The following is a 22,797-nucleotide window of genomic DNA, read 5'->3' on the forward strand; positions in this document are numbered from 1 at the left end:
TGGCAGACTCGGAGAGGCTTTTCAGGAGGAGGTCAGCAATTCGGCTGCACTCAGGACGGCCCGTGCCGCCTCGGCTGGTCTGGTGCGTGGGAAGTAGTGGCCGCCTTCGGCGAGTTCGTGCAGGTCGACGCGGTCGGCCAGGAGCTGCCAGTCGCGGTATCGGTCGCGCGCCCCGGGCGTGTGCGGGTCGTCGTCGGCCACGACCACGGTGACCGGCGCGGACAGCTTCACCGTGGGCGGGCGTTCCAGGGCGTCGGCGAAGTAGCGGTGTGCGGACAGGCAGTCGTGCCGGTAGGCGGCACCGACGTGTTCGGCGTGCTGGGCGCTCAGCTCCCCCAGCTCGGTGTAGCCGCTGTCGGCGGTGAGCCGCGCGGCGATCTCGGTGTTGCTCCTCTGCGTCAGCTCGGCGATGGCCGCGCGCCGGTCGGCGGCGGTGCCGGGCAACTGGGCGCCGAGGAACACCCGCGGGACCTCCAGCCCGGCCTCCTGGAGCTTCCTCGCCGTCTCGAGCGCCGGGGCGGCGCCCGAGGAGTGCCCCCAGAGCATGACCCTGGTGAGGCCACGTCCGGTGATCTCGGCGATGACCCGCTCCACCACCTGCGTGATCGACGCGAACGGCTCGTTCTGGGCGGCGAGGTCGTGACCGGGCAGGTCGACGGCGTAGACCGCGGTCCCGCTGCCCGCCAGGGCGCCGGCCATCGGCTGGAAGTTGACCGCGTTGCCGCCCGCGTAGGGGAAGCACACCAGGGCGCAGTCCGACGCGGCGCCGGGTCCGGACAGCGGCTGGAGCAGCTCCTGGCGCCGCTGGGCCGCGCCGTCGAGCAGCACGGCGAGGTCCGCGAGGACCGGGTGACGGGTGATGTCCTTCAGGGACACGGCCCGGCCCAGGGCGATGGTGAGTTTCACCGCCGACAGCGAGGTGCCGCCGGCGTCGAAGAAGTGGTCCTGCCGGCCGATATGGTCCTGGGGGACGCCCAGCAGCTCGGCCCAGGCCGCCGCGAGCTTCCGTTCGGAGGAGGTGCGCGGTGCCTCGAAGTGCTTCCCGGCGGGGCCGGCTTCCGCGGCCGCGGCGGTCTGTTCGGCGAGCGCGGTCAGGGCCTTCCGGTCGATCTTGCCGTTGGCGGTCAGCGGCAGGCTCTGCTGCCAGTGGAAGGCCGAGGGGACCATATAGGCGGGCAGCACGGTGTTCAGCACCTGGCGCAGCGCGTCCGCGGGCTGGCACCGGCCGGTGTAGAACGCGATCAGGTGCGCGCTGCGGCCGGCCAGCTCCGCGACGACCACCGCGCCGTCCCGCACCCCGGGCACTCTGAGCAGGTTGTTCTCGATCTCGCCGATCTCGATACGGAAGCCGCGGATCTTGACCTGGTTGTCCCGGCGGCCGAGGAACTCCAGCTTGCCGCCCGGGTGCCAGCGTCCCCAGTCACCGCCCAGGTAGAGCCGTTCACCCGGCCGGTACGGATCGTCCCGGTAGGCCTCACGGGTCCGTTCGGGGTCGTTGACGTACCCTCGGCCCACGCAGACCCCGGAGAACGCGATCAGGCCCGGGGCGCCCAGCGGCACCAGTGACAGCTGCTCGTCGACGACATGGACGCGTACGTTGTTGACGGCCCGTCCCAGGAGCACCCGTTCCGGTACCCGGTCCATGACCTCGTGGTTGGTGTCGTCGGAGGTCTCGGTCAGCCCGTAGGCGTTGATCAGCTTGATCCCCGGCTGGATCGTGAACCAGCGCTGGACCAGCTCCCGTTTCAGCGCCTCGCCCGTCACGGACACACACGTCAGATCGGGCAGTTCGCGGGGGTTCTGCTCCAGATACGACACCACCACTTCCAGGTAGGAGGGCACGACCTGCACCACACCGACCCGGCCGCGGGCCAGTGTGTCGACGAACTGCTCGACGTCCACGATCACGTCCTGCCGGACCAGCAGGGTCCGCCCGCCCACCAGCAGCGCGGCGAGCAGCTGCCACAGTGAGATGTCGAAGCACTGCGGGGCCGTCTGCGCCACCACGCGCCCCTCGCCGATACCCAGGTCGTCGATCTTGGCGTAGAGGTGGTTGAGCATGCCCGCGTGTTCGCACATCGCGCCCTTCGGCTCGCCGGTGGAGCCGGAGGTGAAGTAGATGTAGGCGAGCTGGTCGGGTGTGACCTTCACCGCGAGATCGGTGTCGGCGCGCTGTTCCGCGTACGCCGTCTCGACCGGCAGCCTCTCGATGTCGGGCAGCATGGCCAGGGCCTTGTCGAGGGTGTGTGTGCTGCCGGACTCGGTGAGCACCAGCCGGCACCCTGAACGCGACAGCGTCGCCTCGATCCGGCCGGCCGGGAATCGCGGTTCGATCGGCAGATACACGCCCCCTGCCTTGAACACCGCGAGCACCGCGGCCAGCCAGTCGAGGTTGCGCTCGGTGACCACGCCGACGACGCCCTCGCGGCTGAGATCTCGGGCCAGCAGCGCCCTTGCCAGCCGGTTCGCACGGGCGTTGAGCTCCCGGTACGTCCAGGTGCGGTCGCCGTGCACCGCGGCCACCGCCTCGGGGTGGGCCCGCACCTGCTGCTCGAACAGCTCGTGCACCCGCTGATCCGGCAGTGTCCGCCGGGGCCCGGCCAGCCCCTCGAGCTGATGCCGCAGTTCCTCCGCCGACAGCAGGCTCTGCCGAGCGTGCTCCGCGTTCGCGTCGGCCGTCATCAGCCTGAGCGCGGTGAGGTGGTAGCCGCCGATGCGGGCCGCGCAGTCGGCATCCAGTGCCTCCGTGCGACAGCGCAGTCGCAGCAGCGTCCGTCCGCCCCGGTCGTCCCAGTCCACCGCCAGCACCGTGGTGTCGGCGAGCGCGCTCCCGGTCCCCTCCGGGTCGAGGACGACCTCGTACGACGGCCCGGCCACGCCCAGCTCCCGGCGCAGTTCCTCCACCGGGAACGTTCGGTGTGCGAGCAGCTCCTCCGCGCTGCGATGGGCGTTCGAGACCAGGTCACGCCAGGTCGGGGAAGCGACGGTCAGCCGGCACGGCAGCGGGCCGCTGTCCGCCCCGGTGGCGTAGCCCGTCACCACGTCCTGCTCACCGGTCAGCGCGGCCAGCACCTTGGCGTGCGCGGCCAGCAGGACCGCGCTGACCGGTACCCTCAACTCCCCCGCCAGCGCGTGCACCGCCTGCGCCGTGTCGCCCGGTACCACCGTCTCGTGCACGGCGAGACCCGCGACCGGCTCGGGCGCCCACCGGGGGATCGCGGTGAAGCCACCGGCGGACAGCAGACGGCTCCAGAACTCGCGGTCCGCATTCACATGCGCTTCCATCGCAGGGCCTTCCTCAATTCACCGTCGGCGCGGCACCGGGTGCCGGGGACGTCGCTGTCGTCGTTGCCGGAACCACGCCGAAGGGTTGGCCGGGGGCGTCCGGGTTCTCCGCGGCGGGGTTGCCTCCCCACCGCGCGTACGGGGGAACTTCCTCGCCCTTCATGAGGAAGGAGTCGGGTGCCAGTTCGGCGCCGTCCCCCACGGTGACGCCGTAGTGGACATGTGCCGCGACCCCGAGGGTGCAGCCGGCACCGAGCGTGGTGCGGTCGGACTTGAAGGTGCCGTCCTCCTGGGAGTGACACTGGATCTTGCTCCCGACGTTGAGGGTGCAGTCGTCTCCGATGGCGGTGAGCGTCCGCTCGGTGAGATAGCAGCCGTCGTCGAAGACCCTGCGGCCGATGCGCACGCCGAGCAGCCGCCAGGCCAGGTTCTTGAAGGGGGTTCCGTTGAACACCATCAGATGCCGGTCCGGCACCTTCCACAGGCGTTCGTGCCACCAGAAGTACGGGTCGTAGATGGAGCACAGCTGGGGGCTCAGCCTCTGGAACCACGCGATGCAGCGCTCCACCAAGGCGTAGTAGACGGCGGTGAATCCGAGAGTGAAGGCCAGATATCCGGCTATCACGATGTACCCCAGGCTTCCGTACAGACTGAGGGAGGCGAGACCGAGCGCCGTGAGGACGAAGGTGTGCAGCCACCGGAGGCCGAGGAACAGGGTCATGGACCGCAGGTTGTAACGGTTCTTCCGGGTGAGATGGCTACGCCGTTCGTCGCCCGTCCTGAGGTGGTCGAACCGCGAGTCGCGTTCGACCGACCGGGGGATCTCGAAGCACGGCGAACCCAGCAGCCCGACGCCCTCACGGATCTCGCCGTCGAGGGGCACCATCACCTTGGTCGCGAGCAGGCAGTTGTCGCCCGTCCTGGCTCCCGCGGGAAAGGCGATGTTGTTGCCGAGGAAGTTGTGCGCCCCGATCGACGCCCGGGACACCCGGAAGGATGTGCTCGAGAAGTCCGCGTTGATGATGGAGAGACCGTCGGCCACCATCGTGCCCCTGCCGACGGACACCGTGTACGGGAACTCGTGCACTACTTCGGTGCCGAAGTTGGAGCCGGTCTGCTCCACCTGTGTCAGGTCGTATCCGAGGCCCCTCAGATATATAACGATGTAGGAGCTGTCGCCGAAGAGCCAGGTGAAGAACCTGATGTTCGTCATCAGGGCGGTGGCCCGCTGCACCGCGTACTGGAAGCCGTAGAGCGGATAGACCCTGTCGGGCTTGATGACCAGGCCCATCAGGCGGGGTGCGGTCAACAGCCCGGCGAGGCCGACGACGATGAGGCCGAGAAACAACGCGACGGACATGAGCAGCGCGTCGCCGACGAGCTCCGAGAGGGAGTCGGCGTCAGTCGGGTCCAGGCGCTCGCCGAGCGCGGGAACCAAGCCGAACACCATGTACAGACCGCCGACGGCCAGTGGGACGTAGAGCAGGAAGAGCTGGAGCAGGGTGGCGACGCCGAACCAGGCCCGGCGCCACGTGCCGCACTCGACCGGCTCGACTCGTACGTAGTCGAGGTCCGTGGGTTGCGCCGGCGAGCCGTGCCGGTGCTCCCCCTCCGGGATGGACTGGCCCCGGTACAGGGAGGACGCGTGGCCGAGCTGCGCTCCGTCACCCATCGACGTGTCGATGTCGAGCACGGTCTTCTCACCGACGTACACATCGCGGCCGAGGGTGACCCGGCCGGTCTGGATACGACCGGCGTGCGCCCGGTAGCACAGGAAGAACGAGTCCTTGCGGATGACTGTGCCGTCGCCGATCGTGAGCAGGTCGGTGCAGACCGGGATGGAGCGGGAGAGAATCGTGACTCCCTTGCCGATCCGTGCGCCGAGTGCCCGCAGGTACAGCACGTACAGCGGGTTGCCGACCAGGAAAACCATCGGATTGGCATGCAGCAAGGCCTTGACGATCCAGAACCGTAGATACGTCAGGCCCCAGACGGGGAATTCACGGGCTTTCCATCGCCCCACGAGGATCCACTTGGCCACGACAGGGAACCCACACAAGGCGACGAAGCCGAGTCCGCCGAACAGGAGCGACCGGACATAGATGCCGGCCGACCCCGCCCCGCCGGAGACCCAGTCGTAGCCGCGGACAGCGACGACCCCGGTGACGAAGGAATAAGTCAGGAAGACCAGCAACTGGAGCGTTCCGCACAGGACATAACTCGCTGTGCTCGCGCGGGTGATCTGAGCAGGGACCGCCGGCTGGGCCGGTCGTGCCGTCAGCGGCTGTCCGTCGACATGCGTGGGAATGGATTCCGCCAGTGCCGCCGCCAGGTGCCGGATCGTGGGGTTCCTATAGATGTCCTTCATGGACACGGAGGGAAGGTCCAACCGCTTCCTGACACGGGCACAGAACTGCGCCATCACCAAGGAATTGGCACCGAGATCTTCGAAGAAGTGACTGTCGGCCGAAACACGTTCGACACACACGACATCAGCCAGAACTTCGGCGAGTTTCCTCTCGGTTTCCATGATCGGAGGGCCTGCGCTGCTTCGCCTGGTGCTCGGAGGTTCGTCCGGCTCGGGTATCAAGACCTCGGCAGACTTCTCTCCCATGCTAACTCCTTGCGGAAATATCGCTCACCATCGCCTTGCGACAGCCAGGCCCACACCCTCGCGCCCGGCATGGGCCGATCCCGGTATCCCGGAAGTCACGCGACCGTGTCACTCCTTCTGCCTGATCACGAACCGTGCGTTTCAGTGTCGGCCTGTCACGGTCAGGCGGCCACTCGGAAGCGATCTCTTCCACTCGACACTATCGCTCAACCGGCCGGTATTCCTGGGCTCACGACAGCGGGGAGGCGAGCCACAAGCAGGCACCCGGATGGAGGATCATCCCCGCGCCGGTCGGCCGCATCACCGCAATTTTCGAGCTTCGACGTGCTCGACGGAGCAGCATGACCCAGACGCGTCAAAACAACCGGCACCACCCCTCCCGAACACTGTTTCCGCACGGTGTCCTGCTATTACGGACACATGAATGCAGACGCAATAGGTGAATCCTCGACAAGCTGGGGCTGCTGGCCCGAACGGGTGAATTCCTCTGGGCCGTTTGACAAGAGGAAATTCCTTGAGCATCCTGTCTGCCGCTCGGCCGAGGGGACGTCGCAGCGACGGGCGGAAAGGGCCTGGTGCGGGCCCGCCCCTGGAAAAACGCTTGCGCTCACCTGCTGGGTCACGAGAATCAGCGCGTGCAGATCCTGTCGTTCCCCGAAGAGGCCACCCCGCCCGAACTGCGCACACAGGTGCGCGACCTCCAGGAGCAGGCCTGGCCGTCCGCCGGCGGTCCGGTCCCCGCTTCCCACGTCCCGACCCACGATCCCGAGCTTCGGCCGTTGTCCATGCTCCTCGTGGACGAAGGGACGGTGCTGGCCGCTTTGGACATCCTGTCCAAGGAGATCTCTCACGCGGGCGAGCACTACGCCGCCGGAGGACTGAGCACGGTGGTGACGCGGCAGGAGCGACGTGGCCTCGGACACGGGCGTCGCCTGGTCGCCGCGGCCAGGGAGACGATGATCGCCCGGAAGCCGGATCTCGGGCTCTTCACCTGCGACCGCCCGCTCCAGGCGTTCTACGAGGGTGCGGGCTGGCAGCCGCTTCCCGGTGCGGTGCTGATCGGCGGGACACCACAGGACCCGTTCCCCAGCGACCGGCCCGGCTTCGACAAGGTCACCCTGGGCGGCTTCTTCTCGGCCAGGGCTCGGCAGCGCCGCACGTCGTTCCACGACAGCCGTGTCGAGCTGTATCCCGGGGAGATCGACAAGCTCTGGTGACCGACGTGGCGCGTACGAGTGGTGCGTTGCCCTGTCACGGTCGTAGCGTCGTTACGGAGCGCCTGTACCGACGGCCTGGAGCGAACATGCGGATGCACAACGTGAAAACGGCGGTCACTCTGGGTGCCGTCGCCTTGCTCGCAGCAGCCATGGGGACGGCCTCCGCCGCCCCACCGGCCGGGCACATCCCCCAGGGGCAGTCCGCGCGTCCCGTGATCGTCGACTGCGTCTGGCACCCGCAGGTACGCCCCGCCGACTTCCTGCTCGCCTGCGGGGACGGCAACAGCAGCCTCTCCTCGCTCCGCTGGTCGCACTGGGACCCGGGCTCGGCGACGGCCAGCGGCGTCAACGTGGTCAACGACTGCAAGCCGTACTGCGCGGCGGGCAGGTTCCACGCGTATCCGGTGATCGTGCGGCTCGACCACCCGCAGCCCTGGAAGAAGGATCCACAGGTGCAGCACTACACCCAGATGAGCCTCGTCTACACCGACACGAGGCCCGAGGGGTTCGACCGTATGGTGACCTATCCGCTGTGGGGCTGACGCCTGCGGGGGCACGGGTGAGGCGCGCTGCTACGGCACGCGGGCGGTCCATTCCGGAGCGGAGAACTTCGTGGCGGCCAGCGCCTCGGCCCGCTCCCGCTCCTGCGGGCTGAGTCGGCCCTGGCTGAGGCCGTAGCGCGCCCCGAAGGAACGGATCATGCGGTCGATGACGGCCTCCCTGGACAGCCCGGTCTGCCGCCTCAGCGGGTCGACCCGCTTCTTGGCGCTGCGGATGCCCTTGTCCGACAGCTTCTCCCGGCCGATGCGCAGCACCTCGAGCATCTTGTCCGCGTCGATGTCGTAGGACATCGTCACGTGGTGCAGAACCGCGCCCGGGCCGCCTTCCGGGCCCACCATCCTCTTCTGCGCGGCTCCGGCGATCTTGCCCGCGTCGGTGGCGATGTCGTTGAGGGGCTGGTACCAGGCCTTGATGCCCATGTCGTCCAGTGCGCCCAGCACCCAGTCGTCCAGGTAGGCGTAGGAGTCGGCGAAGGACAGTCCCGACACGAGGGAGGTAGGCACGGAGAGCGAGTAGGTGATGGTGTTGCCGGGCTCCACGAACATGGCGCCTCCGCCGGAGATGCGCCGTACGACGGTCATCCCGTGCCGGTCGGCGGCCTCCGCGTCGACCTCGTTGCTCAGGGACTGGAAGCTGCCGATGACGACGGCCGGGCCGCCCCACTCCCACACCCGCAGGGTCGGCGGTCTGCGCCCGGCGGCCACCTCTGCGGTGAGGACCTCGTCGAGCGCCATGTGCAGGGCGGGTGGCTGGGGCTCCTCGTGGATGAGCTGCCAGTCGTAGTCGGTCCAGTCGGTGGCCTGGGCGAGCGCACGGCGTACGGCTGTCGCGACGCCCTCGGGGGTCAGGCCGTACATGACGGTGCCCTCGGGCAGGCCCGCTCGGATGCGCTCGGCGAGTTCGGGGGCCTCCGTGGTGGCGGGGGCTCCCTCCAGAGCGCGGTCGATGGCCAGTAGAGCCTCGTCGGGTTCCAGGAAGAAGTCGCCCGCGACGCGGACGTTGCGCAGGACACCGTCGTGGTCGTCGAGATCGACCACCACCAGCTTGCCCCCGGGGACCTTGTACTCGCCGTGCATGCCGACCGCCTTGATCGTTCCTATGCCGCCGTCACGGTAACGCCGGTCGCAAGGCCCGCTGTTCCGGTCGCCGCCCGGCTGTGCGGCAGGTCCCCGGACGACCGGACCGGGAGCGGACCGGGACCAGAGCCACGACGGCCCCGGCCGGTGGGGGTTCCGGCCGGGGTGAGGGAGCGCCGGGCTATGGGCGCCGTGGGTCCGCCTCGGCTAGGGGGTGAGCACGACCTTGTTGCACTCGTTCTCCTTGTGCTTGAACATCTCGTAGCCCTGGGGGGCCTGATCCAGCGGCAGCCGGTGCGAGATGACGAAGCTGGGGTCGATGTCGCCGTCGCGGATGCGGTCGAGCAGCAGGCGCAGATAGCGGTGCACATGGCACTGGGCGCCGCGCAGCGTGATCGACCGGTTCATCAGACTGCCCATGGGGAACTTGTCGAGGAAACCGCCGTAGACACCGATCACGGAGACGGTTCCGCCGTTGCGGCAGGCCAGGATGGCCTCGCGCAGGGCGTGCGGGCGTTCGGTCTCCAGCCGTGCGGCCTGCTTGGCGCGGTCGTAGGCGTGGAGGGGACCGGTGGGGTGGTGGGCCTCCATGCCGACCGCGTCGATGCACGCGTCGGGACCCCGGCCGGCCGTCATCTCGGCGAGGGCGTCCAGCACGTCGACCGCCTCGTAGTCGAGGGTCTCGGCGCCGGCGTACTCCTTGATCCGGTCGAGCCGGTAAGGGAAGCGGTCGACGACGATGACCCGCTCGGCGCCCAGCAGATAGGCGCTGGCGGCGGCGAACTGGCCGACCGGGCCCGCGCCCCAGACGGCGACGACGTCACCCGGCTTGATGTCGCACATCTCCGCGCCCATGTAGCCGGTGGGCAGGATGTCGGAGAGGAAGAGAACCTGTTCGTCGGGCAGTTCGTCGTCGATCCTGATGGGCCCGATGTCCGCGAACGGCACGCGCGCGTACTCCGCCTGCCCGCCCGCGTAGCCGCCGAGCATATGGGAGTAGCCGAAGATGCCGCCGGGGCTGTGCCCCATGATCTTCTCCGCGAGGCCCGCGTTGGGATTGGAGTTCTCGCACACCGAGTACAGCTGGTGCTCACAGGCCCAGCAGTGTCCGCAGGCGATGGGGAAGGGCACGACGACCCGGTCGCCGACCTTGAGGTCGGTCACCTCCGGGCCCACCTCGACGATCTCGCCCATGAACTCGTGACCGAGGACGTCGCCTTTCTCCATGGTGGGGATGTAGCCGTCGTACAGATGGAGGTCGGAGCCGCAGATCGCCGTGGAGGTGATGCGGAGGATCGCGTCCCTGGGATTGAGGATCTTGGGGTCGGGGACCTCGGTCACCTCAACCGAGTTGCGTCCGGTCCAGCAGTTGGCCTTCATCAGATGTCCTTTCCGCAGCCGGGCTTCCGGCTGCCGTCGACGCGCGGTGGCCGTGGTCAGGCGGAAGCCAGGGGCCGGGCCGGGCGCTGCCTGAGCAGGCGCACGGCGAGCGTGCCCTCGGGGCTGCCCTCGGAGCGGACCACTTCCCCCGTCTCCAGCACCTGCTTGAGCCGGCGCAGGTCGTCGTTGACCTGCTGTTCCGGGTGCTCACCCAGGAGCTTGGCGAACGCGGTGCCGACCCGGCCGGCTCGGGGCTCGTAGGTCAGGCGCACCCGTAGTTCGGTGCCGCGCCCGCCGGGCGCGTCCGCGAACTGCACCGAACCGTGGTTCTCCACCGCGGTGCGGCCGACCGACCGCCAGGCGATGAGCTTTCCGGGCCGGTCCTCGACGATGTCGGCATCCCATTCCACGGTCTGCTTCAGCGGCCCCCGCGCCCTCCAGTGAGAGCGCCCGTCGCCACGTGGCTCGACGGACTCCAGGTGGGCCATGAACCGGGGCAGGTTGGTGAAGTCGTGCCAGAAGCGGTAGACCTGCGCCCGCGGGCGGTTGACGGTGATGGCCCCGTGTGCCTCCATGGCGTGTTCGTCGTCCCGGCGACGGGTCGGGCCTCCCGTTCCGACCGCCGCCGTGTACACGTCGAGTGCGGTCAGGGCGGTGACAGCGGCTGTGACGACACCCGTCCGGAGCCCGCGCCCGCCACTGCGGGAGCTCAGGGCGCGGCCCAGGGCCGCCAGGTCCATCACATCGCCCGCGACGCGGGTCCAGACCCAGGGGGCGGGCTCGCGGCTGCCCAGCAGGAGCCCGGCGTGCAGGAGTTCGCGGACACCCGCCATGGGGACCAGGACCCGGGACACCTGGGAGTCGTCGACGCCCGTCAGCTTCCGGACGGCGTCCGGAGCCGTGAGTTGGGCGCCTCCCAGGCCGAGGCTGAGCCAGCCGAGGGCGCGGGCGAGGCGGTGGGGCGTGGATTGGTGGTGTGCGTTCATGACGTCCTCATCTGATCGCAGCGCCGAAGACCGAGGAGGCGGGGCTTGCGACCGATGGGCGCCTACGGCACCGGCGGATCGCCCTGGCGGGTAGCGCCGGGGAACTCCCGGGCTGCCGCCGGGCCGGTCCACTGGAACGGGGAACCCGGCCGGTCCGTCCGGGAGAGATAGGACATGACCCTCGTCGATGCGCGGGTCGAAGCCGCACCGAGGGGCGTCGGTCGCATGTTTCCGGATTCCGCTGTCGCCCGGGCCGACGCTTCGTATGCCGTCGCGGAGCTGTGTCGCGAGGTCGGACGCCGGTGTCCGGCATCCGCTGCACGGGGACCTCCACGGCGAAGCCGCGGAGCGCGACCCCTCTCCGGTACCCCTGGGCCGACGTCCTACGCGCCCCCGGACCGTCTTTCGCCACCGGGCTCGGGCCCGGGCGTGAGTACTCCCCGGAGAGGCCCGGCGGAGCACGGGCCCGTATGACGTAGAGTCCGGCGTGACGCGCTGCCCGCCGATGGCCTGATTGTCCGGTGGTCCGGTGGTCTGATTGATTCGGGGCCCGGGGGCCGGTGCCCGCGTGGTGCTCGGGAAACTGGTGAGAATATCGGCAGCGAGTGCGATCGGTACCTGCGCGGGCAAGTGCCGGCATCGCTGACCACGGCATCGGGGGAGGAGGCTCAAGGTGACGGACCTAAACGACACGGACACCGTCGACGAGCCGTATCGGCACGCCGCCCAGGAGTCCCTGGCGGGGACGCTCGACGCCCTCGGCACCGGCGCCTACGTCGTCGACGAGCAGGGACACATCATTGCCGTCAACTCCCATGCCGAGCAGCTGCTGCTGCGCTCCTCCGGGGAACTCCTCGGGTACGACGCCCACGACCTGCTGCACCGCAACCGCCACGGGGAACCTGTGCCCCGGACCCAGTGCACGATGAGACCGGCCTTTCTGAGTAGGCAGACGGCGCAGGCAGGGGGCGTCTGGTTCGCCCGCGGGGACGGCGCCATGCTGCCGGTGTCGTGGCTGGTCACCCCGTACGACACGGGTGACCTGGGATCAGGCACGCTGGTGCTCTTCCACGCGGCCGCCGACATCCCCCGCCACGAGCCGGACCCGACCACCGCGCCGCTCGCCGAGCTGGAACGCCTGGCCCTGCTGGCCGAGACGACGACCCAGCTGACCACGACCCTGGACGTGGACGAGGCGCTGCGGCGGCTGGTGGGCCTGGTGGTGCCGCGGCTGGCGGACTGGGCCGTCATCGACCAGATCACCGAGCGCGACGAGGTGTGGCGCGCCGCCGTGGTGCATGCGGAGAGCGGCGTCCTGGTGCACCGGGAAGACCTGGAGGGGCCCATGCCGCCCGTGCCGGAGGAATCCCCTATGCCGCTGTCGCGCGCCCTGCGCGGCGTCGCGTCGACCGTGGCCGGCCCCGAGACCTACCAGCGTGAGCCGGACTCGGGGATCGCGGTCGCACAGCGCCGTCTGTTCGAGGCGACCGGTATGCATTCCGCCGCCATCGCCCCGATCCGTGGCCTGCGCGAGGTGCTCGGAGCCCTGACCCTGGGGCGTTCGGAGCGGCCCGAGGCGTTCACGCCCGCCGATGTGGCGCTGCTGGAGGACATCACCCGCCGGGCGGGGCTGGCCCTGGACAACGCGCGTCTCTACCAACGGCAACGCAAGGTCGCCGAGACCATGCAGCGTCACCTGCTGCCCCAACTGCCACGCCTGCCCGGGCTGGGGATGACCGCGCGCTACCTGCCCTCCCCCGACGCCTCCCAGGTGGGCGGCGACTGGTACGACGTGTTCACGCTCGCCGACGGGGAAACGGCGCTCGCCGTCGGGGACGTCGTCGGACACGATCTGGACGCCGCGGCCGGCATGGCGCAGGTGCGCAACATGCTGCGCGCCTACGCCTGGTCCCAGAAGGAGCCGCCGAGTCGCATACTCGAGTGGCTCGACGCAGCGATGACGCGCCTGACCGACGTCGCCATGGCCACCACGGTCTTCGCCCGGATGACGGTCGGCGAGGACGGGCGGTGGACCCTGTCGTGGACCAACGCCGGCCATCCCCCGCCCCTGCTCGTGACCCGGGAGGGACTGACCGAGTACCTCACCGAGGGCCACGGCCCTCTCCTCGGCATCTCGCCTCGCCGGCGCCGCTCCGACGCGACCGTGGTGCTACCGCCGGAGTCGACGCTGCTGCTGTACACGGACGGTCTCATCGAATCGCCGGGCCGCTCCCTCGACGAGGGACTCGACCGGCTGCGCCGGCACGCCGCCGCGCTGGCCCGCCGCCCGCTGGAGTCGTTCGCCGACCAGCTGCTGGAGCGCACACGGCCGGCCGACAACGACGACGACGTCGCCGTTCTGGCCCTGCGTATGCCTCCCTCGCGTGACGGCTCCCTCTCAGCCGGTGATGAGTGACCCGGCGGGGTGGCGGCGCTCAGTTCTCCGAGGGGATCCGGGCCGCGATCTCCCGCCCGAGCCGTTCCGCCTCCGCGGACAGCGGTCCGCCCTCCTCGGCGACCGTCGCCAGCAGCCGTAGCAGATCATGCGCCTCTTCACGGCTCATCAGTGCCAGCCGCTCCATCGTCCGCTCCACGGGAGCGGACGCGATGCCGTCGAGGCCGAGGGGGTCGTTGTCGTCCATGCACTGGGGAACGTACCCGACCACCGGCCGGTCACGCACGGACCGGCAGGTCGACCGTGCGCTCACCGATCGGCGCGGCGGGGACGACCGGCTCCTCGCATGCCGGCAGCCCCCGTCCTGACATCGCCGAGCACGCTACGGCGGGCCCCGTGCGATGCCCCTCAGACGGTGACGGTGGCGCGGTCCGCTCCGGGGATGAGCGTCGCATGCTCGCCGGGGCGGCAGACGACCAACCGGTCGGCGAACCCACATCGACCGGCTTCGGCCAGGAAGTCCTCCAGCGGTGACTTCATGACCGTGTACTCCCCGTAGTGGACCGGCATCACATGGCGCGCTCGCAGACGCCGGGCCAGTTCGGCACCCTGGGCGGCGTCCATGGTCACCAGGAAGCCGCCCGGGAGCCGGGTGCCACCGAGGTGCAGCACGGACAGGTCGATGTCGGGCCAGCGGGAGCCGATCTCGTCGAGGCCGTCGAACAACAGGGTGTCGCCCGACACGTACATCCGGTGCCGTACGCCGCCGGACACCGGACCGAACTCCAGCAGGCTCCCCATGACCGGCGGCAGCAGTCGGCGCAGGACCGGGTCTCCGGCGTGACGGCCCGGCAGGGCGGTGATCCGCACCCGGCTGCCGCCGTGGGTGAGCGTCTCCCGCTGCCAGGTGCGCAGGCCCACGGCCCGGTGGAAGCCGTGCAGGCCCTGGAGTCTCCGGGAGGCGTGCGGAGTGGTGATCACGGGCAGCGAGCGGTCGAGATGGCGCCGGGTGACCCGGTCCCAGTGGTCGCCGTGCAGGTGGGAGAGGACCACCGCGTCGAGATCCGGCGGCAGGTCCCGTATGTCGAGGCCCGGATCGGTCAGGCGTCGGCTGACCAGTCCGTAGCCGAGGTAGGCGTGCTGGCCCCGGTGCAGGAAGTTCGGATCGGTGAGCAGTGTCAGCTCTCCGTAGCGGATGAGGACGGTGGCGTTGCCGACGAAGTGAAGTCGCAGCGCCTCCGCGGCGGGGGCGGTCATGGTGTGTCCCTTCGGCCGGCCGGACAGGGCTCCGGGGCGAGTACCCCGGAGTGACCGCCTGAGGCGGAGGCCGGGCGCCGGGCCGGCCGAACTGGTGGGAGGGCAGTGCGGTGACGGTTCGCCGCAGGGTCTCCGCGTGGCCGAACGAGCCCGGCAGTCCGCCGGTGTTGAGCCAGCACGGTGCGCTCCCCGCGACGGATGCCGCCGTCCCTGACGGCGGCGATCAGACCGGCCAGGGCGCGGCCGCTGTGGACCGGGTCCAGGACGATGCCCTGCGTGGCCGCGGCCGTCCGCATCGCCTCCAGAACGGGTCACCGTGATCCGGCGCCTGGTGCGAGCGGGGCGCGCACCGTGCCCGCCCCTTCGTTATGGCACGGAAGCTACCGCCGACCGGCGTTCTCTGTGATTCTCATAGCCCGTTCGAAACAAGCGAGTTGACCTGGCGTCTGCTCCGGCCGAGCGGCCGGAGGCCCCTGTCCCCCTCCCTGAAAGGACCGGCCGTGGCGAAGAAGGCACGGAATCTCGGTGCGAGACGCGCGTTGGCGTTCAGTGCGGCAGTGATCAGCGGCGTCGCCACCCTGGCGGGCACGGGCGCCACTTCGGCGAGTGCGGCCCCCGCCGGCGCACACCGCCCGGACTACGTCGCCCTCGGCGACTCCTACGCGTCGGCACCGGGGGTCCCCGACCAGGTGGACGCGAACTGCAAGCGGTCCGACCGCAACTACCCCGCGCTCGTGGCCGCGTTCGAGCGGGCACGGCTGACGGACGCGACCTGTTCCGGGGCGACCACCGCCGAGATGACGGCCCCTCAGGGTACCGCCGCGGCCCAATTCGCCGCTCTGAGCCGGAAGACGGACCTGGTGACCGTCAGCATCGGCGGCAACGACGTCGGCTTCACCACGGTCCTCGGTACATGTGCCCGCCTCACCGCTTCGGATCCCGGGGGTGCCCCGTGCCGCGCCTTCTTCACCGGGGGCGGCGGGGACCGGCTGACGGAGACGGTCGAGCAGACGGCACCGAAGATCGCCCGGGTGATCCACGGTATCCGGCAGCGGTCCCCGCACGCCCGGATCCTGGTGGTGGGCTATCCGGACCTGTTCCCGGAGAACGGTGTCGGCTGTACGGGCGACTCGGTCCCCTTCGCCGCGGGGGACTTCCCCTATCTGCGGGACAAGGAGAAGGAACTCAACGCGATGCTGGCCAGGGAGGCGTACCGGCACGGAGCGGTGTACGTCGACACGTACACACCGACCGTCGGGCACGACCTGTGCCGGCCGACCGGGCAGCGCTGGATCGAGACCCTCTCCCCCGCCACGCCCGCCGCGCCCCTGCATCCCAACGCCGAGGGCGAGCAGGCGATGGCGGCGGCCGTCGAGCGCGCCCTCGTCTGTCACAGGCTGCGGCACAGGTGACGCGGCCACCGGGATGCCGACGAGAGGCGTGAACCGGGCGGCCGACCGCGCTTGCGCCCGCCCGTGAACCAGGTGCGGGCGGCCCCTGTCACAAGCCCCGCATCCGTCAGGTCATGGATCCGGGCGGGGGTCCCCCGGAGTCACTCAGCGCGGCAGCACCGGTGAGCCCGACCGGGTTGCCGGAGGGGATGAGTCCGGACGCCACCACCGTCCGGGCCCACGGAGCCAGCAGCTCTGCCAGCCGCGCGGTGGCCTCGTGCCCCAGAGCCCGCCACGGCCCCTCGGCCGCCGCGTCGGTCTCCTCCTCGACCGCGCGGCGCTCGGCGGCTCCCCGGGCGGTCAGCCGCCCGCTGTCGTCGATCCATCCCCGGGCCCGCAACTCGGCCTCCGTGCGGTACCAGGTGGCGGTGTCCCACTTCCGGCCCTCGCGCAGCAACGCACCGTCCGACTCACCCGAGGCGGCCTTGAGGACCAGCGCCTCGACCGGTCCGATGCCGCGGCTCACCAGGACGGCGACATGCCCGTCACCACGGTGTTCGCGGAGCGTGGTCGTGGCCTGCCACAGCCGCACATGCGGTTCGGCCGGGCGCTCGAGGGCCTGGTTGGCGCCGCCGAGCACCCGCCCCGCGGTGTCGGCCGCCTCGGCGGCGGCCCAGGCCAGGTCCGCCGCCTCCGTCATGGAGGCGCTGCACAGGGCGTCCTCCCCGTACAGCCGCCGCATGGCGAGGTCGACCCCCCGCTGTCGCGCGGCGAGGACGTCCTCCACCGTCGAGTACCGCCAGGCGTCCGGCAGTGCCCGGGTCACCCGGCTGGGGTGGAACACATAGAAGCTGCTGGTCACCACCGCGGGCTGAACCGGCCCCAACGGAGCGGCGCGCAGGGCGAAGTACCCCATCCAAAAGCCCCGCATGCCGATATCGTCCGCCGCTTGCCGTGCCTCCGGCGTGAAGTACACGAGGTCGTGCACCGGCTCGGCGAGCTCCCACATCAACCGGGCTGCGTCGTCACTCACCGTGCCCCCATGTTCGCCTGATTCGCCCGGTCCGACCCGTCCGCGGGTCCGGGCGGCCCGCCGGTCATGACAGCTGTCATAGCACAGGGCATGGCGGCTGTCATAGGGATGTCGAGCGATTGGCCGGTGGTGGTTTGAACACTGGACGGCGGGCCACCCGGTGTAGTGCACCCGTAGTCAACGTGACGTGGAGTGAGCAACGTGGCTGGAGAGCAGAAGGCCAAGGCGAAGATGGAACAGGCCAAGGGCAAGGCCAAGGAGACGGTCGGCCGCGCGGTCGGCAACGAGAGGATGACGGCCGAGGGCCAGGCCGAAAAGTCCAAGGGCGACGCTCGCCAGGCGAAGGAGAAGACGAAGGACGCCTTCAAGCGCTGACACGTCGGACGCCCTCAGATGGGTCCCCGTCCGGCCGGACGGGGACCCATCTGCCTGCCGCAGCCCCGTTCGTGGTTGCCCGAAGAGAAAGGCAGACGGCGACGTTGCGTCGCCCGCAAAGCCGTCGTGGCGGGCCGACCGGGCTAAGGTGCTCGTGCGGAGACCGGCACGAGCTGAGGGGTGGAGCGTGGACGTCGCATCCGGGGGAGCTTCCGCCGCGCCACCGAGCCACGAGGCCCCGCTCGAGGCCCATTCGCTCCCGGGACGCCTCGGTGTGCGGGTCGTCGGGGAAGTCACCCTCCACACGCGGCACACCTGGCGGGAAGCGCTCGGCCTGCTGGCGCGGCACCGTGGGGCGCCCCTCCACGTGGAGTTGTCGGAGGTGGCGTTCATCGACGTGGCAGGGGTGACGGACCTGGTGACGGCCGCACGGTCACTGCCCGAGGGACAGCGGATCGTGGTCCACCGGCCGCCGCCGCAGATGGCACGCGTACTCGACATCTTCTGGCCCGGACTGAGCGGGATCGAGGTGGCACCGTGACCGACGACGTCACCACCCGGGAAGCGTTCGTCCACCCGGCACTTTTCTACCGCGGCGCACAGCAGTACACGGCCGGTACGGTCCCCTTCGTTCTGGCCGGCCTCGCCGCGGGCGAGCCGGTCGCCGTGGCCGCGCCGCCGGACCGCCTCGAGCTGATCAGGGACGGTCTGGGCGCGCGCGCCGACGAGGTGCACTTCGTGGACATGACCCAGGCGGGCCGCAACCCGGGGCGGATCATTCCGGGAGTGCTGCGCAGATTCGCCGACCCCCACAACGGCGGGCGGGTGCGGATCATCGGCGAACCGATCTGGCCCGGCCGTACGACGGTGGAGTACGCGGCGTGTGTGCAGCACGAGGCGCTGATCAACGCGGCGTTCACCGGGCGCGAGGTGACGATCCTTTGCCCGTACGACGCCGCAGGGCTCGAAGGCGGTGTGCTCGACGACGCGTGGGCCACCCATCCGGTGGTCGTCGACGAGTACGGCGAGACGCCTTCCGCCGTCTACGACCCGGAGGCGGCGGTCGCCCGCTACAACGAGACGCTTCCGGTGCCCCCGGGCGCCGAGACGTTCGCCTTCCAGGGCAGCGGGCAGCTGTCCACAGCGCGTGAGTTCGCCGTGGGGCACGGCAAGCGGATGGGGCTGTCCGGTCCTCAGCTGGAGGATCTGGCACTCGCGGTGGCGGAGTTGACCACCAACAGCGTCGTCCACGGCGCCGGCGGCGGGACGCTGCGGATCTGGCTGGAGGGCGAGCAGGTCGTCTGCGAGGTGCACGACGCCGGGCAGCTGATCGATCCGCTGGCCGGACGCCGCCCCCAGGCACCCAGCCGGCCCGGCGGGCGCGGGCTGCTGCTGGTCAATCATGTCGCCGATCTCGTCCGTGTCCACACCGGCGATCCGGGCACCACGATCCGCTTCTACCTCGGCCGCTGACCCCTCGGTTCTGCGGATTCCGCCATCGCGCCAGGTCCGCTTCGTGGTGCCGTACCGCCGCCCCGCCTCGCCCCGCTTCGGGCCGTGGCTCAGGAGGCCATCCGGTCCTCGGGGAAGCGCGCGACCAGCAGGGCGCGGTCGTCCGGGAACTCCGCGTCCGGCTGCTCGTGGAGCAGCAGACCGCAGATCTCGCCGGCGGTGAGCCCCGGTGTGGCCTCGGCCAGTTGCCGCAGGCGTGCCAGGCCCTCGTCGATTGCCTCACCGCGGCGTTCGACCAGCCCGTCGGTGTACAGCACGAGTGCGGCGCCCGTGGGCACGGTGACCTCCTGCTGGCGGTAGCGGACGTGCCGGACCGGGCCCAGGGGCGGTGCGAGCGCCTGGTCGAGATAGCGGCCGCTGCCGTCGGGGTGGAGCAGCAGGGACGGGGGGTGGCCGGCGCGGGCGTAGCGCAGGGTGCGGGTGGGACGGTGGTAGGTGGCGTAGCAGGCGGTCGCCATCAGGCCGTCGTGATAGGTGGCCAGGAAGTCGTTCAGTTCCTCGAGGACCTGCGGCGGATTGTGGCCGCAGCGGCGGGCGATGCTGCGCAGCACCGTGGTGATCTGCGCCATGGTGGTGGCCTGGGCGATACCGTGGCCGGCGACGTCGCCGATCGTGAAGGCGACGGTGTCGGCGTCCAGCAGGTGGACGTCGTACCAGTCGCCGCCGACGTCGACAAGGTGGCTGCCCGGTGCGTAGCCACCCGCGATGTCCAGGCCGGGCACATGCGGGAGAGCCGGCAGCAGACTGCGCTGAAGGCGTTCGGCGAGCCGGTGCTCGTGCTCGAACAGCCCGGCACGCCGCACGGCCTGGGCGATCTGCTGGGCCACGGCGGTGGTGTGCTTGTCGTCGGGCACGGTGTCCGGCTCGTGATGGGCGGTCAGGTAGCCGAGGACGACTCCCTCCGCCTCGAGGGGCACACGCGCGGCGTTCTCCTGAGGGGCCTGGACCGGCGCAGTGTCTGGGGCATCGAGATCGATCGAGGTGCTCGCCGCGAGAGGGGCCCCCTCCAGCGGTACGGCCGGGCCCGGCACCGTGGAGCCGGCCGCTGCCGCCGGCTCCAGGAGCGGCACGATTCTGCTGGAGTGCAGCTCCAGCACAATCGTATGAGCGTTGAGGGCCTGGGGGGCCGTCTTGTAGACGGCTTCGCAGACCTCCCCCACGGTGACACTGGCCGCGAGCGCAGCGGTGAGCCGGTACAGGCGCTGCATCCGTTCGCGGGCGGCCTTCTCCTGGGCGAGGAGCCGCTCCTGCTGGGCGGTGATCGCCCGCCGGTAGGCCATCTGCTGGTCCCGCAGCCGCACCTGCTCACTGAGCGCGACGAACCGGTCCCCGTGGTCCAGACGGGACAGGTGCAGCTGGACCACCGGCTCCGGCCCGGTCCACCAGGCAGCCCGGGCTCCGTGGCTGCGGAACCGCACCGGCTTGCCGTCCTCGCCGGGCACGGTCAACGCGCCGGGAAGCGGGTGGCCGGTGCGCAGCCACTGCCGAAGGCAGGTGTTCAGTTCCGCCGCCGACTGGGACAGGTCGAGCAGGTTCGCCCCGGGCCGCAGCGAGGCCGCGGCCCGGGTCGCAGCGGGATTCACCGCCAGGACCTGCCCGGAGGCGGTGCACACGAGCATGGGGCGGGGCACGAGCCGGGAGACGGCGGTGAAGAGTGCCAGGCTCATACGGCCGCTGCCGGCGGCGCGGTTGCCGCCGCGTGCGGCGTGGTGGTTCCGGCCGGCTGCGCCGCGTCGCCGTAGTACTCCCGCGTCACCAGTTCGTCTTCCTCGTCCAGCCTCGGGCTCAGATGGACCACGACCCGGCAGCCCGCATGGCCGCGGGCGATGGTCTCCTCCAGTTCCACCCGCGCGTAGCCCAGGTTCTGAGCGGCGATGATGCCGAAGACGTTCGACGTCATCATGCACATCGAGTCCCGGCCCAGCGCCTTGTCGCCGAACGGGCAGCTGCGGCTGCCCAGCACGATCTTCTCGTCGTCCTGGGAGATGAGGTAGAAGTCCCCCTCGATACGCTGTTTGAGGTCCACCAGGACGTCCGCGACCTGCTCACGGGTCAGCCGCTCCACGTTCAGGGCCGTGGTGTACGAGGCGTTGATCTGCGAGCCGACCGACTGGCCGACCAGGGAGATGTAGCCGGAGGCTTCCTCCAGGCCCACCACCGATTCCAGCGAGGTCGCCAGCTCCCGCACCAGGGTCCGCATGAACACGTCCCGGTCCAGGCCCACGTCCGTCTCAGCCACCTGTCCTGCCACGAAAGCGCACCTCCTGGTCCCCTGCCGTCGCTTGTCGCGACCCGGTCGGCCGGCCAAGTACCGGGATGGCAATTATCGCGGACCGGCGGCCGCGCCGCTCATCCTGGTCGGTTCCACACAGCAGGATAGGAGGGTCGTGCCCCCGCCGTCCCACCCCTCGGAGCAGCTTCTTCCGGATCCGGTCACGCATCCGGGTGCGGCCTTGCACAACGGTGGCCGCGGTCACGGCCGCGTCACGGCTCGGTGGGTTCCGGCGTGTCGCCGCTCTCGTCGCCACGCCGGCGGCGAGGCGTCGGGGGATGAGCCGCTCCCGTGCCTCCCGGCTGGCCGCCGCCGGTGGTGCCGTAACCTCCGGGAATGCCGGGCTGCGTATCGGCGTCGGCCTCCTGTTCACTGATGCGACGCCGTGCCCTGACTCCTGCGCGGCGCTCCGGGTGGGGGTATTCGAAGGGTCGGGAAGCGGCGCGTTCGCGTTCCGCCTCGCGCTGCTCCTCAGCGGCCCGTCGGGCCTTGGAGGCGTCGGTCTCGGGTTTCCTCTTGTCGTTCATGCGCTGCCGAGTACCCCGGCGGGGCAACCGGAACGCGCGCCCCGGGGGCTCTCCCGGCACCCATGCTCAGCGGTCGCCGTCGCGGCGCAGTGGCCCCCAGGGGCCGGCCTGGCGGTCGACCGCGGTCTGCGCTTCCCTGATCACCCTGTCGTCGACCCAGCCGACGGGCTCCACGTCCGCCACCAACGGCTCGTTGTCGGGGCCTCGTCCCTCGACCCGGCCCCGGAGCACCCAGGGGCGCACTCCCTCGCCCTTCTCCCGGGGCAGGTGCGAGTAGTCGTGCAGCCGCCGGGCCACCCACAGTTCGACGGGCCGGTCCCCCCACCAGGGCTCGACTCTGAGAGGGTTGGCGGACAGCCCCGGCATGCGGACGCCGGTGAGGTCGTCTCTGCTCCCGGCGGTACCCAGATCGACGCGCGGGCCGTGCGACCAGCGAACGTAGAGGTCGCAATACCGTTCCACCAGGGCCCCGAGTTCGCCGAGGGTCCGCAGGACGGGAAGATCGTCGGTGGCAGTCATGCGTGTGGCCCTCCTCTCGCTCGCCCTTCTCATCGGCCGTCCCGGCCCGTCCCGGCCACCGGACTCGGCGCGATCATCGGCGCGCAGCACGGGTACCCAGGTGCGCAAGGGACATCCGTGCGCCGATGGGTTCCGGGCGACGCACGTGCCGCGCGCTCTCGCAGGTCAGCGAGCCCCTCGCAGGGCGGACGACGGTCGGGGCCCCGTCGCAGGCCCGCGGCGCGACGCTGCCTCGGCGCAGGCCGGCCGCAGTGGCGGACGGGGGAAGCGAACGCTCCGGGAGCGGCCGTCCCACCCGTTACGCAGCGTGACGCAACCATTCACCCGTTCGATTCGTATAAGTGGGTGGAGCCATGGCGGCCCGGCAGACGGCGGTCCCGCCGGAGCATCACCGTCC

At 70.7% G+C, this 22,797-nt stretch carries 19 protein-coding genes; 7 read left to right on the forward strand and 12 right to left on the reverse strand.

Going from position 1 to position 22,797, the window contains the following annotated elements; genetic code table 11:
• Window positions 1-21: 21 nt before the first annotated feature.
• Both ABZ823_RS10040 and ABZ823_RS10045 read right to left on the reverse strand, forming a co-directional pair.
• Window positions 22-3,285, reverse strand: coding sequence for an amino acid adenylation domain-containing protein (locus ABZ823_RS10040; RefSeq protein WP_361656351.1), 3,264 nt, complete (start codon window positions 3,283-3,285; stop codon window positions 22-24).
• Between the two features lie 13 nt (window positions 3,286-3,298).
• Entirely contained in the window at window positions 3,299-5,899 is a 2,601-nt protein-coding gene (locus tag ABZ823_RS10045; protein ID WP_361656354.1) for a Pls/PosA family non-ribosomal peptide synthetase, read from the reverse strand.
• Between the two features lie 635 nt (window positions 5,900-6,534).
• Here ABZ823_RS10045 and ABZ823_RS10050 point away from each other — a divergent pair.
• Together ABZ823_RS10050 and ABZ823_RS10055 are read left to right on the forward strand one after the other, a co-directional pair.
• Window positions 6,535-7,116 (forward strand): GNAT family N-acetyltransferase, encoded by a 582-nt coding sequence (locus ABZ823_RS10050; RefSeq protein ID WP_361656356.1) that lies wholly within the window; start codon window positions 6,535-6,537, stop codon window positions 7,114-7,116.
• 86 nt (window positions 7,117-7,202) lie between these two features.
• Complete coding sequence (locus tag ABZ823_RS10055; protein WP_361656359.1) at window positions 7,203-7,658, forward strand: hypothetical protein; 456 nt, start codon at window positions 7,203-7,205, stop codon at window positions 7,656-7,658.
• A 30-nt stretch (window positions 7,659-7,688) separates the two neighbouring features.
• On the opposite strand, the gene ABZ823_RS10060 is transcribed toward ABZ823_RS10055, so the two are convergent.
• The 3 genes from ABZ823_RS10060 to ABZ823_RS10070 all read right to left on the reverse strand — a co-directional run bounded on the left by ABZ823_RS10060 (window position 7,689) and on the right by ABZ823_RS10070 (window position 11,119).
• Window positions 7,689-8,753: a biotin/lipoate A/B protein ligase family protein gene (locus ABZ823_RS10060; protein WP_361656361.1), complete on the reverse strand. Its 1,065-nt coding sequence runs from the start codon at window positions 8,751-8,753 to the stop codon at window positions 7,689-7,691.
• 207 nt (window positions 8,754-8,960) lie between these two features.
• Entirely contained in the window at window positions 8,961-10,133 is a 1,173-nt protein-coding gene (locus tag ABZ823_RS10065) for a zinc-dependent alcohol dehydrogenase (protein ID WP_361656364.1), read from the reverse strand.
• Between the two features lie 56 nt (window positions 10,134-10,189).
• Window positions 10,190-11,119 carry an SRPBCC family protein gene (locus ABZ823_RS10070; RefSeq protein ID WP_361656367.1) on the reverse strand — a complete coding sequence of 310 codons (930 nt, stop codon included), beginning with the start codon at window positions 11,117-11,119 and terminating at the stop codon, window positions 10,190-10,192.
• 736 nt (window positions 11,120-11,855) lie between these two features.
• Here ABZ823_RS10070 and ABZ823_RS10075 point away from each other — a divergent pair.
• Window positions 11,856-13,535 carry a SpoIIE family protein phosphatase gene (locus ABZ823_RS10075; protein ID WP_361656857.1) on the forward strand — a complete coding sequence of 560 codons (1,680 nt, stop codon included), beginning with the start codon at window positions 11,856-11,858 and terminating at the stop codon, window positions 13,533-13,535.
• A 19-nt stretch (window positions 13,536-13,554) separates the two neighbouring features.
• Here the strand turns inward: ABZ823_RS10075 and ABZ823_RS10080 are convergent, their stop codons facing one another.
• Together ABZ823_RS10080 and ABZ823_RS10085 are read right to left on the reverse strand one after the other, a co-directional pair.
• Complete coding sequence (locus ABZ823_RS10080; RefSeq protein ID WP_361656370.1) at window positions 13,555-13,761, reverse strand: DUF6417 family protein; 207 nt, start codon at window positions 13,759-13,761, stop codon at window positions 13,555-13,557.
• A gap of 161 nt (window positions 13,762-13,922) precedes the next feature.
• On the reverse strand, window positions 13,923-14,771 hold the full coding sequence (locus ABZ823_RS10085; RefSeq protein ID WP_361656373.1) for an MBL fold metallo-hydrolase: 849 nt from the start codon (window positions 14,769-14,771) through the stop codon (window positions 13,923-13,925).
• Window positions 14,772-15,271: 500 nt separating this feature from the next.
• On the opposite strand from ABZ823_RS10085, the gene ABZ823_RS10090 reads away from it, so the two are divergent.
• Window positions 15,272-16,183: an SGNH/GDSL hydrolase family protein gene (locus tag ABZ823_RS10090; protein WP_361656376.1), complete on the forward strand. Its 912-nt coding sequence runs from the start codon at window positions 15,272-15,274 to the stop codon at window positions 16,181-16,183.
• 106 nt (window positions 16,184-16,289) lie between these two features.
• Here ABZ823_RS10090 and ABZ823_RS10095 read toward each other — a convergent pair whose 3' ends face one another.
• On the reverse strand, window positions 16,290-17,195 hold the full coding sequence (locus ABZ823_RS10095) for a hypothetical protein (protein WP_361656379.1): 906 nt from the start codon (window positions 17,193-17,195) through the stop codon (window positions 16,290-16,292).
• 201 nt (window positions 17,196-17,396) lie between these two features.
• Between ABZ823_RS10095 and ABZ823_RS10100 the strand changes: the two genes are divergently transcribed.
• The 3 genes from ABZ823_RS10100 to ABZ823_RS10110 all read left to right on the forward strand — a co-directional run bounded on the left by ABZ823_RS10100 (window position 17,397) and on the right by ABZ823_RS10110 (window position 19,043).
• The gene (locus tag ABZ823_RS10100; protein WP_361656382.1) at window positions 17,397-17,570 is read left to right on the forward strand and encodes a CsbD family protein; all 174 of its coding nucleotides are present in this window, start codon (window positions 17,397-17,399) and stop codon (window positions 17,568-17,570) included.
• 187 nt (window positions 17,571-17,757) lie between these two features.
• Window positions 17,758-18,111 (forward strand): STAS domain-containing protein, encoded by a 354-nt coding sequence (locus ABZ823_RS10105; RefSeq protein WP_361656385.1) that lies wholly within the window; start codon window positions 17,758-17,760, stop codon window positions 18,109-18,111.
• Complete coding sequence (locus ABZ823_RS10110; protein ID WP_361656388.1) at window positions 18,108-19,043, forward strand: anti-sigma factor RsbA family regulatory protein; 936 nt, start codon at window positions 18,108-18,110, stop codon at window positions 19,041-19,043. The genes ABZ823_RS10105 and ABZ823_RS10110 overlap by 4 nt, the downstream gene beginning before the upstream one ends.
• 89 nt (window positions 19,044-19,132) lie before the next feature.
• Here ABZ823_RS10110 and ABZ823_RS10115 read toward each other — a convergent pair whose 3' ends face one another.
• The 4 genes from ABZ823_RS10115 to ABZ823_RS10130 all read right to left on the reverse strand — a co-directional run bounded on the left by ABZ823_RS10115 (window position 19,133) and on the right by ABZ823_RS10130 (window position 22,400).
• Window positions 19,133-20,749 carry a SpoIIE family protein phosphatase gene (locus tag ABZ823_RS10115; protein WP_361656391.1) on the reverse strand — a complete coding sequence of 539 codons (1,617 nt, stop codon included), beginning with the start codon at window positions 20,747-20,749 and terminating at the stop codon, window positions 19,133-19,135.
• A complete protein-coding gene (locus ABZ823_RS10120) occupies window positions 20,746-21,333 on the reverse strand; it encodes a methanogen output domain 1-containing protein (RefSeq protein WP_361656394.1) in 588 nt (195 codons plus the stop codon). The genes ABZ823_RS10115 and ABZ823_RS10120 overlap by 4 nt, the downstream gene beginning before the upstream one ends.
• Before the next feature lie 233 nt (window positions 21,334-21,566).
• On the reverse strand, window positions 21,567-21,881 hold the full coding sequence (locus ABZ823_RS10125; protein WP_361656397.1) for a hypothetical protein: 315 nt from the start codon (window positions 21,879-21,881) through the stop codon (window positions 21,567-21,569).
• Between the two features lie 66 nt (window positions 21,882-21,947).
• Window positions 21,948-22,400 (reverse strand): DUF6098 family protein, encoded by a 453-nt coding sequence (locus ABZ823_RS10130; RefSeq protein ID WP_361656399.1) that lies wholly within the window; start codon window positions 22,398-22,400, stop codon window positions 21,948-21,950.
• Between the last annotated feature and the right edge of the window lie 397 nt (window positions 22,401-22,797).

It is taken from the genome of Streptomyces sp. NPDC047079 (assembly GCF_040643755.1).
Classification (GTDB): Bacteria; Actinomycetota; Actinomycetes; order Streptomycetales; family Streptomycetaceae; genus Streptomyces.